The organism is Anaerococcus sp. AGMB09787 (assembly GCF_022808955.1).
Classification (GTDB): domain Bacteria; phylum Bacillota; class Clostridia; order Tissierellales; family Peptoniphilaceae; genus Anaerococcus.
The window spans coordinates 1-15,313 of record NZ_JAKZEY010000023.1; the positions used below are offsets into that span (position 1 = coordinate 1).

The 15,313-nt window shown below is 31.8% G+C and carries 18 protein-coding genes and 1 pseudogene; 16 read left to right on the forward strand and 3 right to left on the reverse strand.

Features of this window, described 5'->3' with window-relative positions; genetic code table 11:
• Window positions 1-95: 95 nt before the first annotated feature.
• The 3 genes and pseudogenes from MUN42_RS05720 to MUN42_RS05730 all read right to left on the reverse strand — a co-directional run bounded on the left by MUN42_RS05720 (window position 96) and on the right by MUN42_RS05730 (window position 3,999).
• A complete protein-coding gene (locus tag MUN42_RS05720) occupies window positions 96-1,658 on the reverse strand; it encodes a hypothetical protein (RefSeq protein ID WP_243343585.1) in 1,563 nt (520 codons plus the stop codon).
• Window positions 1,658-2,728, reverse strand: a complete 1,071-nt coding sequence (locus tag MUN42_RS05725; RefSeq protein WP_243343587.1) for a bifunctional glycosyltransferase family 2/GtrA family protein — start codon at window positions 2,726-2,728, stop codon at window positions 1,658-1,660. Before MUN42_RS05725 ends, MUN42_RS05720 begins: the two co-directional genes overlap by 1 nt.
• Before the next feature lie 85 nt (window positions 2,729-2,813).
• Window positions 2,814-3,999 (reverse strand): annotated as a pseudogene (locus MUN42_RS05730) (IS256 family transposase).
• A 601-nt stretch (window positions 4,000-4,600) separates the two neighbouring features.
• Here MUN42_RS05730 and MUN42_RS05735 point away from each other — a divergent pair.
• From MUN42_RS05735 to rnc, 16 genes are all read left to right on the forward strand, one after another.
• The gene (locus MUN42_RS05735; RefSeq protein WP_243343589.1) at window positions 4,601-4,747 is read left to right on the forward strand and encodes a hypothetical protein; all 147 of its coding nucleotides are present in this window, start codon (window positions 4,601-4,603) and stop codon (window positions 4,745-4,747) included.
• Between the two features lie 399 nt (window positions 4,748-5,146).
• The gene (locus tag MUN42_RS05740; protein ID WP_243343590.1) at window positions 5,147-5,914 is read left to right on the forward strand and encodes a hypothetical protein; all 768 of its coding nucleotides are present in this window, start codon (window positions 5,147-5,149) and stop codon (window positions 5,912-5,914) included.
• A 144-nt stretch (window positions 5,915-6,058) separates the two neighbouring features.
• The gene (gene pyrH / locus MUN42_RS05745) at window positions 6,059-6,775 is read left to right on the forward strand and encodes a UMP kinase (RefSeq protein WP_243343592.1); all 717 of its coding nucleotides are present in this window, start codon (window positions 6,059-6,061) and stop codon (window positions 6,773-6,775) included.
• Window positions 6,776-7,336 (forward strand): ribosome recycling factor, encoded by a 561-nt coding sequence (gene frr, locus MUN42_RS05750; RefSeq protein WP_243343594.1) that lies wholly within the window; start codon window positions 6,776-6,778, stop codon window positions 7,334-7,336.
• Window positions 7,337-8,428 (forward strand): type II secretion system F family protein, encoded by a 1,092-nt coding sequence (locus MUN42_RS05755; RefSeq protein ID WP_243343596.1) that lies wholly within the window; start codon window positions 7,337-7,339, stop codon window positions 8,426-8,428. It begins immediately after the preceding gene.
• Between the two features lie 9 nt (window positions 8,429-8,437).
• Complete coding sequence (locus MUN42_RS09790; RefSeq protein WP_279323805.1) at window positions 8,438-8,797, forward strand: prepilin-type N-terminal cleavage/methylation domain-containing protein; 360 nt, start codon at window positions 8,438-8,440, stop codon at window positions 8,795-8,797.
• A gap of 6 nt (window positions 8,798-8,803) precedes the next feature.
• Window positions 8,804-9,520, forward strand: a complete 717-nt coding sequence (locus MUN42_RS05765) for an A24 family peptidase (RefSeq protein ID WP_243343598.1) — start codon at window positions 8,804-8,806, stop codon at window positions 9,518-9,520.
• Entirely contained in the window at window positions 9,517-10,002 is a 486-nt protein-coding gene (locus tag MUN42_RS05770; RefSeq protein WP_243343600.1) for a type II secretion system protein, read from the forward strand. The genes MUN42_RS05765 and MUN42_RS05770 overlap by 4 nt, the downstream gene beginning before the upstream one ends.
• Window positions 9,953-10,276, forward strand: coding sequence for a prepilin-type N-terminal cleavage/methylation domain-containing protein (locus MUN42_RS05775; protein WP_243343601.1), 324 nt, complete (start codon window positions 9,953-9,955; stop codon window positions 10,274-10,276). The genes MUN42_RS05770 and MUN42_RS05775 overlap by 50 nt, the downstream gene beginning before the upstream one ends.
• A 3-nt stretch (window positions 10,277-10,279) precedes the next feature.
• Window positions 10,280-10,825 carry a prepilin-type N-terminal cleavage/methylation domain-containing protein gene (locus tag MUN42_RS05780; protein WP_243343603.1) on the forward strand — a complete coding sequence of 182 codons (546 nt, stop codon included), beginning with the start codon at window positions 10,280-10,282 and terminating at the stop codon, window positions 10,823-10,825.
• Window positions 10,818-11,774: a hypothetical protein gene (locus MUN42_RS05785; protein ID WP_243343604.1), complete on the forward strand. Its 957-nt coding sequence runs from the start codon at window positions 10,818-10,820 to the stop codon at window positions 11,772-11,774. Before MUN42_RS05780 ends, MUN42_RS05785 begins: the two co-directional genes overlap by 8 nt.
• A gap of 146 nt (window positions 11,775-11,920) precedes the next feature.
• The gene (locus MUN42_RS05790) at window positions 11,921-13,120 is read left to right on the forward strand and encodes an acetate kinase (RefSeq protein ID WP_243343605.1); all 1,200 of its coding nucleotides are present in this window, start codon (window positions 11,921-11,923) and stop codon (window positions 13,118-13,120) included.
• Between the two features lie 56 nt (window positions 13,121-13,176).
• On the forward strand, window positions 13,177-13,356 hold the full coding sequence (rpmF, locus tag MUN42_RS05795) for a 50S ribosomal protein L32 (protein ID WP_243343606.1): 180 nt from the start codon (window positions 13,177-13,179) through the stop codon (window positions 13,354-13,356).
• Between the two features lie 50 nt (window positions 13,357-13,406).
• A complete protein-coding gene (plsX, locus tag MUN42_RS05800; RefSeq protein ID WP_243343607.1) occupies window positions 13,407-14,381 on the forward strand; it encodes a phosphate acyltransferase PlsX in 975 nt (324 codons plus the stop codon).
• Window positions 14,378-14,602 (forward strand): phosphopantetheine-binding protein, encoded by a 225-nt coding sequence (locus tag MUN42_RS05805; protein ID WP_243343608.1) that lies wholly within the window; start codon window positions 14,378-14,380, stop codon window positions 14,600-14,602. The genes plsX and MUN42_RS05805 overlap by 4 nt, the downstream gene beginning before the upstream one ends.
• A complete protein-coding gene (gene rnc / locus MUN42_RS05810; RefSeq protein WP_243343609.1) occupies window positions 14,602-15,312 on the forward strand; it encodes a ribonuclease III in 711 nt (236 codons plus the stop codon). The genes MUN42_RS05805 and rnc overlap by 1 nt, the downstream gene beginning before the upstream one ends.
• Window position 15,313: the final 1 nt, after the last annotated feature.

The following is a 15,313-nucleotide window of genomic DNA, read 5'->3' on the forward strand; positions in this document are numbered from 1 at the left end:
TTATATATTTTAGAATAAACATAGAAAAAGCGTCGACAGGCCCAGTTTATTAGCGGGTTTGTCAACGCTCTGAGAGAGCGAAAAGCTCTCCACTATTACTTACTAGTAATATCTATATAATAATCAAAATCACTAATATTATAATTGTTATCATCTTCGGGGTAGGTAATTCGCACATCATTTGTATCATAGAGATATCTAGCCATAAAATAATAGTATGATGACTTATCCTGTTCATTCATCTTAACTAGAATTCTCTTATTCTCGCCAGTAATTTTTGCTTCAGATAATTTTTCCTTGTTACTAGCATAGATTTTTCTATTTTCATCCTTGTAATTTAATTTCTTTATAGTAGTAAAAGATAAACTAGCCATAAATACCGCCATAATTACAGTTATAATTTTATTTTTATCAAAAGGCATCCAATAAACACTCATGAGTAAGAGATATGATCTTATAGTTTTTACATACCTACCATAACCTGCAAGTTTAACTGCCTCTCCACTTGGCATTGAAAAGATATACATCAAGTAATTACCTAATTGATAGGTAAAATATACACAAACTACAAAAATAAGTAAGTTTTTATATACTTTATCCTTATTATAAATAAAATAAGTAACTACAAGGAATATAAATAAAATCAGAAGAATTCTCTCCTCAAAAATCGCCTTAATAAAATTAGAACTTATTTTAAAAATGGTTGACATATTTTTGTCTAATAAACCTTTTTTGTAAGAAGAAAAGCTCATACTATGTTTACCTAAGTCGTTAAAGTTTTTTTTAACATGAATAGACCAAGACTTATTGGCTAAAAACATTATAAGAAGAGGAAATCCAGCTACAAACTTATCAGCTCTCCAATATTTTTTAAGCATGTATAAGGCAGCTACAACAACAAAGAATAAGGCTGAATTCTTTATTAGACTTACTGATATAATCATAGGCAACAAAATAATTAGTAAATTTTTATTCTCAATAAAATCATATTCGCTAATAAATGCTAACAAAGAAAAACCACTTGTTGCCAGCAAGCTATCTACTAAAAGGCTGTTTATCTGAACATTGTCCATTAATATATATATTGAAAAAATGATAAATACAGGTGTCATATATCGATTATCTTTGCTTTTCTTAAAAATAGGAAAATAACCTGCCAAAACCGCAAAGGCGTTAGCCATAAAACAAAAGGGCTCTGAAAATCCTAGAGGTCTAGTTAATCCATAAATAAAATAAGCACTAGCTTGGGGATAAGAAGTAAAGGTTATAAGCTTATCAGATCCGAAATTTAGTCTATCATGACTAATCAAAAATCTACTAATCAAACCCCAATGACTAAAATCGTCATAGTGGAGGAATTGCTCATTTTTTAAGTAAAGGATAATAAAAATCCCAATTAGAACTAATATCCAATAATTAATAAAGTCTCTAAAGACGACTATTTTTGTAAATCCATAATATAAGCAAATAACTGCAAAGACAAAATGGAAAAAGTAGCTTCCTATTTTCATGAATCCAAGTAAAGCAGAAATATAGATTAGACTACTAATGACCGAAAAATAGGCAAATGGTATAAAGTATATATCCAAAGCAAATTTTTCCCTAATCAATGCAGAAAAACCGAAAAATCCTAGTATTATTAAAATAATATATATCATTATTCACTTCCATTAAAAATAAACTTATTCTGTATAGTAAAAGAAAGCAAGAAAATAATTGTATCAACTATAAGCTTTATTACACTTGCATTCATATTTACTATTTCAAATATCATATCTACAAAAAATGCTGAAAGTATCAATTGGCAAAGCCACAAAGATACATACTTTATAAACTTTGACTTCTCTTTCTTATCATCAGCAAAAACCAGGTTCTTATTTACATTATAATTGAAAATACCTGAGACAATCCTCGCAAGTGCGGTAGATGCCCAGATCACTTTACTAGATGTAGCCAAGATGCTTGGTAAAAGCTTAGTAAGAACTGTGAAAGCTCCTATATCTACAAGGAAAGATGATAGGGATGAGATGATAAACTTAAAGAAAGTTCCAAGCATGACCCTATAAATCTTAAAAGAATCCTTGATGGGGTGAAAGTGGGTCTCGCTATTATTATCAAAATAAACAGTCTCGATAGGTATTTCTATGATTTTCTTCTTAGTTTGAGATGAATTAATAAGCATATTTATCTCATACTCAAACCTTTCACCAGGAAGATCTAAGAAATCAGCAAGGTAGGCTTTAGGAATTGCCCTAAGTCCTGTTTGTGTATCCCCTATCTTATCGTAAAACATAAGTTTATAAATAAAACTAGTAGTCTTGTTACCGAAAGATGACTTGAAAGGTACACCCTCTTCATTGAAGTCACGAGAGCCCAAATACATAGCTACATCGCTTTTTTTAACTATATTTGCAATATTTTGGACATCACTTGCTTTGTGCTGACCGTCGGAGTCAACTGTAATTATATAGGAAAAGTCCTCGTAATTATTTAATATGTAATTAAAAGAATTTTTCAAAGCTCTTCCCTTACCAAAATTCTTGTAATGGGTAAATACATCAAAGCCTTCATCTATTAATTTGTCAAAAAATTCATCGTATTCCGCCCTACTCCCATCATTTACCAAAAGAATCCTAGAAAAGCCCATATTTCTTAATTCATAAAGATAGGATCTAAGTATTCCCTTGGGAGGGTTGAGGGCTGGAATTAAAATAATAAACTCGTCCATAATTTCCTTATTATATTATATTGTAATCATTATACTCAGTCAAGTCCAAAATCTTGTGTAAATTCATCTAGTACAATAATTATTATCACATTCTAATGTATAGTTTAGATGATGTTGTCCAATCCTCATTGATATCAATGAGGATTGGTCTCCAAAAGCCGACGGGCTAGATATTAATCTTATTGCCGAATCTACGTTTGGAAATATTCTTATCACTTTTTCTCTTCTTCTAATTTCCTCATTTAATCTTTCTAAACAATTTGTTGTTCTTAATCTCTTATGGATTATATCATTTCCTAGATAGGAAAAAGCATCTTCAAAGCCTTCATCTAATACATTTAAGCTATTTTGATATTTCTTTTCATTTTCATATTTTTTGAATATTTCATCTTTAACTTTTCTAGCTAATTTGATATCTTGTATTTTAAATAGAGACTTAATATCTTCTCTAAATTCTTCTGTATTTTTCTTTGGGGCTTTTGATAAGATATTTCTTAGGAAATGTACCTGACATCTTTGCCATGTTACGTTTATGGATGTTTCTTTTATTGCCTTTACTAGTCCCTTATGGGCATCTAATATTAGCATTTTTACACATGATAAGCCTCTTTGTTTTAAGTACTCAAAGAAGTCAGACCGTGAATACTCATTTTCTCCATCGCTAATATCAAATCCTATGATTTCTCTACTTCCTTTTTCATTTATTCCTATTGCTATATGACAAGCTTTTGATAGAACTTTGTTCTCTTCTCTAACTTTTATGTAGACTACATCTACAAGTAAATAGGGATATTTAAGTTCTTTTAAATCGCTATTTCTCCATAGTTTTACTTCTTCGTCTAACTCTTTAGTTAAGGATGATACAAAGGATTTGGAATATATTTTACCACACATATTTTCTATTAGTTTTGATACTTTTCTCGTTGATACTCCCCAACATACATTTCTAGCATGGTTGTTAGTAGAGCTTTTTCATTTCTTTGATATCTTTCAAAGACTTCTGCCAAAAATTTTCCATCTCTTCTCCTAGGCACTCTTAGGGTTATTGTTCCTATCTTTGTTGTATAGTCACGATAATAGTAGCCATTACGGTAGGTAATTCTATTAGGATCTCTTTGATAGGCTTGATTATCTAAGTACTCATCCCTTTCTTTTTCCATAAGCTCATTAAATACCTTGGTTAGAATTTTCTTAGCTATATCATTTTTAACTTCTGAGTTAATTAAATTTTGAATATCTTCTATGTTTAATGTAAAATGTAATTGGGTCATATGATTCCTCCTAGTTTGTTTTTGTGCTTAAAAACATTGTACTAGTTTAGGTTTCAAATGACCTTTTCTTTTTACACAATTATACGGGCACTATCTGAAAATATAATTAAAAATATTAGAAAAAACTTAAAAAATATGATCATAGTATATCTAGAATTGCATTGATGAGTTCAGTTTTTTTGAGATACACTAATAGTTGAAATTGAAAGATAGAAGTGATAGAAGAAGAGCATCTTTGGATGAAAATGGAAAGGTTTTAGGTAAGTGATTGATAAAGATAAGTTAAAAAATAGAAAGACTATTTGATTTAAATTATTGGTATATTATAAGTCCATTCTTAAAAATATATCCATATGAAAGTGATTTTGATAATTTAGAAGAGTATTTTGAAAGAGAGTATTTAAATAAGTATTATGAGAGTATTAAGAGAATCTTGATTTGAATTATTTGTTACTACGATTCTATTGTATATTTAACAGAATTTTATGAAGAAAATCCTCTTAAAAGATTTGAGGAATATGAATACAAAAATTTTAGAGATAGAGGGTTAGATGAAATTAGCACTGCTTTAGAATTGGTAATTATAGAAGGAAAGACTCATATGAATGTTTATATACCTTCAAAAGATAGTATCATAACAATCGGTTCCGGGTTTGATACCACTATCTACTCAGAAGATAAAAAACTATTGAAAGAGATTAAATTATATGTTGAATCTGAAGGATTATTTTTAATAAAAAACGATTAAGTATCTAATATCGTCTAGAATTATTCCGAATTTAGGGTGTGGGTCATAATAATGGTTAACTCATCTATGTGTATTTTTATAGGCTTTAAAAAAATCTTAATAAAATGAGATTCCTTATACATTTTTACTATAATATTATTAGCATAATCATCAATAGTTCTCCAATTTCCTAAATCAATTTTTGCGAAATTAAATGATTAGAAGAGGTAGAATCTTTATAAGAATACAATATAATTCTAAAAAATCAATAAGTTAATTTGACTATGATATCAAATAGATTGCTATACGAGGACTAAGCAATGATAGGTGTCAGTTAAGTCTATTTGATATTTATAGATATTGTTTAGAAGAGCTGGAATAAATGTTATATTTGGAGGATATCCATGATCTTGCTCTTAGATGGTTGGAGAAATCATTAATCCTAATCTTTATACCAAGGCTAAGCGCCTTCAATCAGAATATATTTTCTTAGGTGTAATCTTTGATGAAGGCTACAAGACTTATTATTATTTGACGGACGATAATAGCATAGAAGTAGGAGCTCTTGTCCTAGTTCCAGCAGGAAAGGATAATCATGAAGCGCTTGTAAAGGTAGAGAGGGTGGAATATTTTAGCAAAGAACAGGCGCTATTACCTATAGAAAAGACCAAAGGTATTATTCGTAAGTATAAGTCTATGGGTTATGACTATTGGTGGATTGGAGATGATTTTGTGAAGGTATTTATAAATCTTGTCTTTAGCCTAGTGATAATTTTTAATTTTACAAAAAGAAAAGAGAATTTATTTAGATCTGAGATTCCCAAAATCTCGATAACATCAGCTATAATCTTGCTGGTTATAGGTCTTGTTATTTGGTTTTCTGTAGACAAGTCGATGTTGGGTTTCATAAGTCTTTTAGTTGCAGTGATTTGCTTCCTTTCTTTTTTTATAGGGATTGGTATAAGTGAGGAAAATTTTAATAGCTTTATTGCAAATTCTATTGGTATTAAGTCGATACCTTTTGATGAGATAAAAAGTTTAGATATAAAAATTGAAGATAGGGTAGAAGTTAAATTTAAAGCCTATGGTCAAGACTTTATACAATATTATAATCTAGCCTTGAAAAATGACCTGATCAAGTTTTTAGAGAATCATCTTGAGCCAAATACCTTATCTCTTAGCAAGTGATTTTAATTTTATCAAATGTAGGAAATCTTAAATATGGTATTTACTCATTTGGATAATTTATAATTTAATTAGTAAAATTTTTAAAAATTATCTCTTGCAAATGTTAACATAGATGGGTTATAATTATAGTAAATAGGAGGGATGATGCAAGAATTTAAGAGAGTCGTTTTGAAACTAAGTGGAGAAGCCCTAGCAGGTGATAGGGGATTCGGTTTCGATGACGATGTGATTATAAATATATGTGAAAATATTAAGGCTGTTTCTGATTTGGGAGTTGAGCTTGCCATTGTTGTTGGTGGAGGAAACTTCTGGCGAGGTAGGTCTGGGAAAGAAATTGATAGGGCATCTTCTGATACTATTGGGATGTTAGGAACTGTTATGAATGGTCTTAGGGTTCAAGGAACTTTAGAGAAGATGGGACTTGATACTAGACTTATGACAGCCATAGACATGAAAGAAGTTGCAGAGCCATATATTAGAAGAAGGGCTGAGAGGCACTTAGAGAAGAAGAGAATAGTTATCTTTTCAGCAGGAACTGGTCTTCCATATTTTTCAACAGATACTACAGCATCTCTTAGGGCTCTTGAAATAGGAGCTGATGTTATTCTTTTGGGTAAGACTGGAACTGATGGAATTTATGATAAGGATCCTAACGTTTATCATGATGCTGTTAAGTTTGATAGGTTAACCTACAAGGAAATTTTAACTAAAGAACTTAAGATTATGGATACTACTGCAACGTCCTTGTGCATGGATAATGATATGCCTCTTATAGTTTTTGGAATTGATGATCCAAGTAATCTAGTTAGAATTTTTAGGGATAAAGATCCTATTGGAACTATAGTAAAAGGAGAGTTTTAGATGAATTACGAAGATATTAAGAAACAAGCTGAAGAAGCTATGCAAAATTCTGTAAATGGGTTTGAGAATAGAATTGCTAATATTAAGGCAGGTCGTGCTACTGAATCAATACTAGATGGCATAACTTTTTCTTATTATGGAACTGAAACACCAATCAACCAAGCAGCAACAATTTCTATTCCAGAAGCAAGACTATTAGTTATAAAACCTTGGGATAAGAATAATGTAAAGGCTATTAAGAATGCGATTTTGAAGTCAAACATTGGTATCAATCCTCAAGATGACGGTGAAGTAATTAGACTTCCATTCCCACAACTAACAGAAGAAAGAAGAAAAGAGTACACCAAGGAAGTAGATACCTATTCTGAAGATGCTAAGATTTCTGTTAGATCTAAGAGAAGGGATGCTATGGATGAAGTTAAGAAGAGTGAAAAATCAGGAGACATCACAGAAGATGATAAATTTTCATTAGAAGATGAGCTTCAAAAAATTACAGATAAGTACATTAAAGCTATAGAAGAGATAACTCAAAAGAAAAATAAGGAGCTAATGTCAGTATAATTGAATAAGATAGATTTCGCAAGGATAAGAGATTTTTTAAATAAAGATATAGGACCAAGTAAAATATCGCCTAGAATTATGACTTTATTTTTAAAGCAATTATCCTTGCTTTTAAATTCAGGACTTAGTTTAGATAAGGCCTTGATGATAATAAGAGGTCAAAAATTAGATAAGAAACTTACTAAAAGTTTGGAGGGCGTATTATACCAACTGGATCAGGGTTATAGCGCTTATGAAGCTTTCAGGAAGGAAGAAAAGGTCTTTGGTCCCATGCTAATTGCCTTCATAAAGTCAGGAGATGAGAGTGGGAAACTCTCTGATATCTTGGAAGAATATTCGAGGTATGTGGATTTTGATAGCAAGAACAAAAATCAAATAAAGCAAGCTTTGATTTATCCTATTATATTACTTCTTGTTACTATCTTTGTGGTAGCTATAATTATGACTGTGGTTATGCCTACCTTTGTATATACCTTTGAGGGTTATGGAGTAGACCTCCCTATAACTACAAGGATATTGATAAGAATTTCCGAAGCTTTTAGAGATTATTGGCTTGTTTTTTTGCTAGTTATATTGTTGGCCTTACTTGGATTTTTATTTTTATATAGGATAGCCTCCTTTAGGTTTAGAATAGATACTCTTATATTTAAGTACATGCCCTTTAAAAAACTTATGATTTTAAGTATGGAATATCAGATTTCATCCCTATTATATATCTTAAGGTCAGGTGATATAAATTTGATAGAGTGCATGGACATAATAAAGGCTGCCTTCAAGAATACATATTTAAAAATTCAATTTGATTATATTAAGGAAGATCTTACTAGGGGTATTAGTCTTTCCGAATCCTTTGATATGAGAGGGATTTTTTCTAAATTATTAGTATCAATGGTCGAAGTCGGAGAGCAAAGTAGTAATTTGGTAGAATCATTGGATAAGGCTTCGGATTACTATGCCAATGAGTACATTTATAGATTGGTCGGTGTTTCTAGACTTGCAGAACCTATAATGATTTTGATAATGGCTCTAATAGTCGGTTTTGTTGTATTTTCTGTTGCTATACCGATGTTTGATTCGATAAATTATATTTAGGAGAAATATATGATTAAGAAAAAGAGAAAAGGATTTACATTGATTGAACTTGTTATAGTTATCGCAATAATTGCTATCTTAGCAGCCATAGCTATACCTAGGTACCAAGCTACTAGAAAAAGAGCTGCAGTTACTGCCCACAATTCTAACGTGCAAATGCTTAAATCTGCTGGTGTGATGGCACTTTCTGAAAATGAAGAATTAACAAGAGATGCTGTAGAAAAATACGTTGAAAAGTGGCCAGAAGTTCCAAAGGGAATAGGTCATGATGGAGCTGAATATGAAGTAACTAGTGACGGAAATAATATTGTAGTTACTCCTGGTGAAATAGAAACAGATGGAGAGAGCGGTACAGAGAATAACGGTTAGGGTTAAATGTTAAAAATTTATATATTTGCCATAGGGGCAATATTTGGATCCTTTGCTGGCTTAGTAGTAGAGAGATCTATCAGTGGTGAGTCCATTGTACTTCCAGGCAGTCATTGCGATTCCTGTGGCAAGAGCTTGAAGTTTTATGAAAATATTCCTATACTTTCTTTTATTATCCAAGGAGGAAAGTGTAGGAGATGTGGGACAAAAATTCCTCCTAGGTATTTTATAATGGAAATATTAGGGGGGATTTTGATCCTCCTAGCGACCAGTTGTGGTTTAAGTCTTAGGGCATTTATGGTTTTTCTATCTTTATTATTTGCCTTAATAGTTGCCCTAATAGACCTTAGAACTATGGATATTTATATGTCCTATGTATATGTTTTGATAGGTTTTGGCATTGTATATAGGTTGGTTTTTACAGATTTTTCTGTAAGGTATTTCAAAAATATCGGAATATTCACCTTGCTTTATTTATTGGTTTATTTTATTTCTAAAAAGTCCATAGGCGATGGGGATTTATTTTTTTATCTCGCCTTAAGTCTTTTTGTTAGAGATAGTTTATTCGTTTATTTTTGCTTGATATCTATTTGGTTAGGAGGAATATGGGGGATGTTCTTGTTAATTAAATATAGGGATAGAAAGATGGCTATGCCCTTTGGTATCTTTATATTTTTATCTTTTTTAATAACATCTTTATTGGAGGTTAGATTTTTTCTATGAGAAAGAGAGGATTTACCCTGATAGAAGTTGTGGTTTCTATCCTTATAATTTCTATAATGTCCTATGTTCTAATTTTTAAATTTAATTTTGTAGAAAGGGCCAGGTTTAGGAATGAAAAAAATCAACTGCTAAATGATATCTACTATATTAGGCAAAAGGCTATCTTGTCAGGGAGAGATACGAAAATAAAGTTTAATAAGAATTCTTACAAGATTTACCAAGCACGAGGTGGAAATCTAGAAACAATTGATGATAAATACCGTAAACTAAAGTACATAAGCCTAGCTGATGATAGCAGAGGAGATACAATAGTAAATTTCAATCCATCCGGATCTCCATCAGAAGCTACGACTATCAATTTCATATATAAGATAGGTTTAGAAAGGAGAAATTTATTTTTAGCAATAGGTGTAGGAGGCAGTGTGAGAATTTATGAAAATGATGAAGAAGTCGAAGATATTGACTGGCTTTACACTGGTTGAAGTAATCATAGCCCTAGGATTAATAGGAATTATTGGTGTATCAATGATGCCAGGACTTAATTCGCTAATTCAAATAGATAGTCAAGTAAAAGAAGAGAGCAGAATTACCTATGCCCTAGAAGGGGCTATAGAAAAAGCAAGCGATGATCCCTATCAAGTTATGGAAATTAATGATTACAAAATCGAGGTAAGGGTTAGTCCTTACGGCCAAAGTAAAAACCTACATATTTACGAAGCAAGTTATCAAGACTATTCCTTAGACCTAGTGAGGTGACTTATGAAAAAGAAAGGCTTTACCCTAATAGAGCTTGTAGTTGCTGTTGCTATATCCAGTATTTTAATAGTAGCTATAGGTCTTGTACTATCGACCAATATAGGAATATCGAACCAAGCCTACCTCAATGAAAAATCCTACAAGCAGGCAGCCTATGCCATGACCTACATAGAAGATAAAATTAATAGCGCTTACAAGATAACTGAAATAAAAAATAGGGATAACTGTAATTTCTATCTTTTTAAAGAAGACAGATCCTATGAAGTAAAAGATAAGGGATTAGCTGGTCCAAAATATAAAAAAGTCTATTCCAAATATAGATTTTATACTAAAAACTTGGTTGATAAAACTATCCTACTTATTGAAACCGAGAATGAATTTGGGGCTAAAACAGGTATAGGCTATAATAGGGTGGCAGATTTGGAAGATATTAGCCTCTATTATGATAGGGAAAACGAAATGATAAATATTTCGATAAACCAAACAAACAAATTTTCAAGCTTTGAAGGGGCTATAAGGGTGGATAAGAAGTTGGTTAGCGATGAATAAGAAAAAAGGATTTATAATTGTTTATGTCCTGATAATACTATTAGTTGTAGCAGTGATCTTTAGTTTTTTTCTGGGTCAAATTGAAATTAACAAGGACCTAAATGACAATTTGTTAGATAGAAAACAGCTAAATTATGATATGATATCCACTAATAACATTGTCCTAGAAGAAAAGTATGACCTAATAAAGGACTTTATGATAAATACCTACTCAGAAAAACCTAATAACCAAGCAAGAAAGGAATTTTCTATTTACTATAAGGATAAGACATACTCATTTATCCTTGCCTACTTAAAAGAAACCAATAACCTTGAACTAGATGATACTTTTTTACTTGCTAATAAAAAGACCTACTCAAAAAAATCAACTACCCTCCTCCACACCTATCTTAAAGCAGACCTAAACCCCATATTAGAATTTGAAGATCCACCAACCTATAAGGAAGCCAAGGAAGAATATGACAAGGTAGAATTCACAAATGAACCTATCGTTAAAGATGAATTAATTATTGAAGATAAGAGTAAAGATATTGAGGATATTAAAGAAGAAAGCGGTAAAAATAAAGATAGCACCAATGATGACGAAAGTGATAATAGTGAAACAAGTGGTGATAGGATAGAATCTGACTCAAGTAATGAAAATGATGATACTAGTGATAAGGAAAAAAAAGAATTGGAAAAAGATATAGAAATTATAGACCATGGGGTCCTTATTATAGAAGGAGACCTTATACTTGATGATGATTTTACTTTTAATGGAATCTTGATAGTAAAGGGAAATGTTAGGACTAAAGGTCATAAATTAAATATAAGGGGACAATTTATCGGGAACTCTTATGATAATGATAGTATAAAAATTAGCAGGGATAAGGAAGTGGCTAAGGAATATATAGATAATATAGAAAACTTAGTTAATTTTTATACCTTTGCTCAGAAATTCAATAATTAATATATGAAAAAAAGTAAAGGATGCTTACTTTGTGAGATAAATTTAGGGGAGCATCAAATATTGTAAGTAAGCCCCTTGCCTATGTAATAGAGAAAAAATTAAAGTTAAGTATAATAGTAGTATATATTAAAATCTTTGGAGGTAATATGAAAATTCTAGTAATAAATTGTGGTAGTTCATCTTTAAAATACCAACTTTTCAACATGGATAAGGAAGAAGTTATGGTAAAGGGTCTTGTTGAAAGAATAGGTATCGAAGGATCAAGACTTATCCAAGAAAAAGATGATGATAAATATATAATAGAAGAAAGTATGAAGGACCATACAGAAGCAGTATCTCATGTATTTAATGCTTTAGTAGACAAGGAAAATGGAGTTATATCAGAGCTTTCAGAAATTGATGCAGTAGGACATAGGTTTGTTCATGGTGGTGAAAAGATTACAGCGTCTTCTATAATTAATGACGAAGTTAAAGATGCAATTAACGAATATACAAAATTTGCACCACTTCATAATCCAGCTAACCTTATGGGACTAAAGGCTTGTGAAGAACTCCTACCTGGCACACCAAATGTTGCAGTATTTGATACAGCTTTTCATCAAACAATGCCTTCAAAAACATTCCTTTATGGAATTGATTATAAATACTATGAAGAAGATGGAATTAGAAAATATGGCTTCCATGGAACAAGTCATAAATTTATAACCAACAAAACAGCAGAACTTTTAGGAAAAGATGTAGAAGATCTAAATATTATCTCCTGCCACCTAGGTAATGGTTCATCTATTACAGCTATCAAAAATGGTAAATCTTATGATACATCAATGGGTCTAACCCCACTTGAAGGACTAATCATGGGAACAAGATCTGGAGATATGGATCCAGCAGTTATAACTTACTTGATGGAAAATAAAAATATTTCTCCAAAAGATATGGAAAATTTACTTAACAAAGAATCAGGAGTTTATGGAGTATCTGGAGTAAGCTCAGACTTTAGAGACCTAGAAGATAGCGCTAAGGAAGGCAATGAAAGAGCTCAAATTGCTTTAGATATCTTCCAAACCAGGGCTAAGAGATATATAGCTGGCTATATGGCAGAGATTGGAAGTGTAGATGCTATTGTATTTACTGGTGGAATCGGTGAAAACTCAATCAATATGAGAAAAGATATACTAGATGGCTTCCAACAATTCGGCATCGAAATAGATGATGAGAAGAACAATGTACGTGGTGGAGCTCACGTTATTTCAACTGATGATTCCAAGGTTAAGGTAATGGTAGTAGCTACTAATGAAGAGTTAATGATAGCAAGAGATACAAAAGAGCTTGTAGAGCTTGACAAGTAAGCACTATCATTATATAATAATAAAGATTGCTAAACTGATAAGAGGAGGTGTTATAGATGGCAGTACCAAAGAGGAGAACATCAAAAACAAGAAAAAACAAAAGAAGAGCCTCAGCTTATACTTTGAAGAGATCAAACTATGTTGAGTGTCCAAATTGCCACGAACCTATGTTAGCTCACAGAGTTTGCCCAAACTGTGGATACTACAAGGGTGAAGCAATTCTTGATGTAGAGTAAAGAGATAGTGTTTAACACTATCTTTTTTTGTAAATTATAAAGAGGATAATATGAAGATACTAATCGATACATATGGAGCAGACCAAGGGGAGAAAGTCTTAGTAGAAGGAGCTATAAAGGCTCAAAGTCAAAGGAACTTTACTCCAGTTTTTCTTGGTAATATGGAAAAAATTGAAGGCATCATAGGTGGAAGAATAAAGGATTATGAAATAATTCACACAGATTCCTTTATATCAAATGACGAAGATCCAGCTAGGGCTATTAGAAGAAAAAAGGATGCATCTATTGTCATAGGATATAATAAACTAAACGAAGGGGGCTATGACGGACTTTTGTCTGCAGGATCTACTGGAGCATTGCTCTCTGGTGGACTTTTTATTGCAAAAAGAATAGAAGGAATCCAAAGAGCTGCTCTTGCAACTAGCCTTCCTACTAAAGATGGGGTAAGTATCCTCATGGATACAGGGGCAAATATGGACTGCAAGGCACAATATTTGGAAGAATTTGCCCTAATGGGTAAAGTATATCTAGAAAATGTTCTAGGAATTGATAATCCCAAGATAGCCCTATTAAATGTTGGTGTTGAGTCTCACAAGGGTAACAAACTAGCTAAAGAAACTTATAAGCTATTAAGTGAGTCAAAACTTAATTTTATAGGAAATATAGAGGCTCGCGACTTACTCATAGGCAAGGTTAATGTAATCTTAGCTGATGGTTTTGATGGAAATATAGCCATAAAAACTGCTGAGGGAGTAGGAAGCCTATTATTTAAAGAGCTTAAGGGGATGTTCAAAAGTTCTACTAGAAATAAGCTTGCAGCTGGCATCCTTAAAAATGACCTCAAAAGGCTAATTAGCTCTTATAATGTTGATGAAATAGGGGGAGCACCCCTACTAGGAGTCAAATCCTATGTTTATAAGGCTCATGGAGCATCCAATGAATTGGCTATAACAAGTGCCATCCTAGGACTTATGGAATATATTGACAAAAAAGTTATCGAAAAAATTGAAGGAGAATTGGTATGATAAGAGATAGATTAAGAGAACTAGCAATAGAAAATTTGAATTTAAAAGACGAAGAAATTGATTTTGACAACAAGATATCAGACTATGATATAGACTCTATAGACATGGTTGATTTTATAATGGTTCTAGAAGATGAATTTTCAATAGAATTCACTGATGAAGAATTAGATGAAATTGAAACCCTAGCTGACATAGTTAGTGTTATAGAAAGTAAAAATTAATGGCTATTTCTGAAAGTAGATTAAAAAGAATAGAAGAATTTGAAAATAAAATCGGCTACGTCTTTAAGGATAAGAACCTTATTGATGTAGCCTTTACTCATTCTTCTTATACAAATGAAGTCAAGGGAGCTAAGCAAAATAACGAAAGGCTGGAATTTTTAGGGGACGCTATCCTAGATATGATAGTAAGCGAGATTCTCTTTAGGAGATTTCCCAACAAAGAAGAAGGCTGGCTAACTAAGACCAGGTCAAGACTAGTGTGTACTTCATCCTTTGCCCTAGCAGCTGATAAGTTCCACATGTCTTCTTATTTGAATTTTGGTAATGGAGAGAAGCAAAATGGAGGAGAACTCAAAAAACACGTGAAGGCTGATACCTTCGAGGCTTTTTGTGCTGCCCTTTATCTTGATTCTTCATTCGAGGTCCTATATGAATTTTTGAAGGAAAATTACCATAAAGAGGCCTTTAATATAATAAAGGATGAGAAAATCTTTAATGACTACAAAACTAAACTCCAAGAATATCACAATTCTAATGACAAGAAGATTTTGAAGTATGAGCTAGTAGAAGAAAATGGTCCAGAGCATAACAAGACCTTTACTATGGCAGTCAAGCTTGGTAACAGAGTTTTGGCTACAGGAAGTGGTAGAAATAAGAAGCAAGCCGAACAAGAAGCTGCCAAGTCAGCCTATGAGAAGATTAAGAAATAAT

Bases quoted from the DNA above. Each gene is read 5' to 3' on its own strand.
- MUN42_RS05720 (WP_243343585.1), bottom strand. From the start codon at position 1,658: ATGATATATATTATTTTAATAATACTAGGATTTTTCGGTTTTTCTGCA.
- MUN42_RS05725 (WP_243343587.1), bottom strand. From the start codon at position 2,728: ATGGACGAGTTTATTATTTTAATTCCAGCCCTCAACCCTCCCAAGGGA.
- MUN42_RS05735 (WP_243343589.1), top strand. From the start codon at position 4,601: ATGAATGTTTATATACCTTCAAAAGATAGTATCATAACAATCGGTTCC.
- MUN42_RS05740 (WP_243343590.1), top strand. From the start codon at position 5,147: ATGGTTGGAGAAATCATTAATCCTAATCTTTATACCAAGGCTAAGCGC.
- pyrH (WP_243343592.1), top strand. From the start codon at position 6,059: ATGCAAGAATTTAAGAGAGTCGTTTTGAAACTAAGTGGAGAAGCCCTA.
- frr (WP_243343594.1), top strand. From the start codon at position 6,776: ATGAATTACGAAGATATTAAGAAACAAGCTGAAGAAGCTATGCAAAAT.
- MUN42_RS09790 (WP_279323805.1), top strand. From the start codon at position 8,438: ATGATTAAGAAAAAGAGAAAAGGATTTACATTGATTGAACTTGTTATA.
- MUN42_RS05765 (WP_243343598.1), top strand. From the start codon at position 8,804: ATGTTAAAAATTTATATATTTGCCATAGGGGCAATATTTGGATCCTTT.
- MUN42_RS05770 (WP_243343600.1), top strand. From the start codon at position 9,517: ATGAGAAAGAGAGGATTTACCCTGATAGAAGTTGTGGTTTCTATCCTT.
- MUN42_RS05775 (WP_243343601.1), top strand. From the start codon at position 9,953: ATGAAAATGATGAAGAAGTCGAAGATATTGACTGGCTTTACACTGGTT.
- MUN42_RS05780 (WP_243343603.1), top strand. From the start codon at position 10,280: ATGAAAAAGAAAGGCTTTACCCTAATAGAGCTTGTAGTTGCTGTTGCT.
- MUN42_RS05785 (WP_243343604.1), top strand. From the start codon at position 10,818: ATGAATAAGAAAAAAGGATTTATAATTGTTTATGTCCTGATAATACTA.
- MUN42_RS05790 (WP_243343605.1), top strand. From the start codon at position 11,921: ATGAAAATTCTAGTAATAAATTGTGGTAGTTCATCTTTAAAATACCAA.
- rpmF (WP_243343606.1), top strand. From the start codon at position 13,177: ATGGCAGTACCAAAGAGGAGAACATCAAAAACAAGAAAAAACAAAAGA.
- plsX (WP_243343607.1), top strand. From the start codon at position 13,407: ATGAAGATACTAATCGATACATATGGAGCAGACCAAGGGGAGAAAGTC.
- MUN42_RS05805 (WP_243343608.1), top strand. From the start codon at position 14,378: ATGATAAGAGATAGATTAAGAGAACTAGCAATAGAAAATTTGAATTTA.
- rnc (WP_243343609.1), top strand. From the start codon at position 14,602: ATGGCTATTTCTGAAAGTAGATTAAAAAGAATAGAAGAATTTGAAAAT.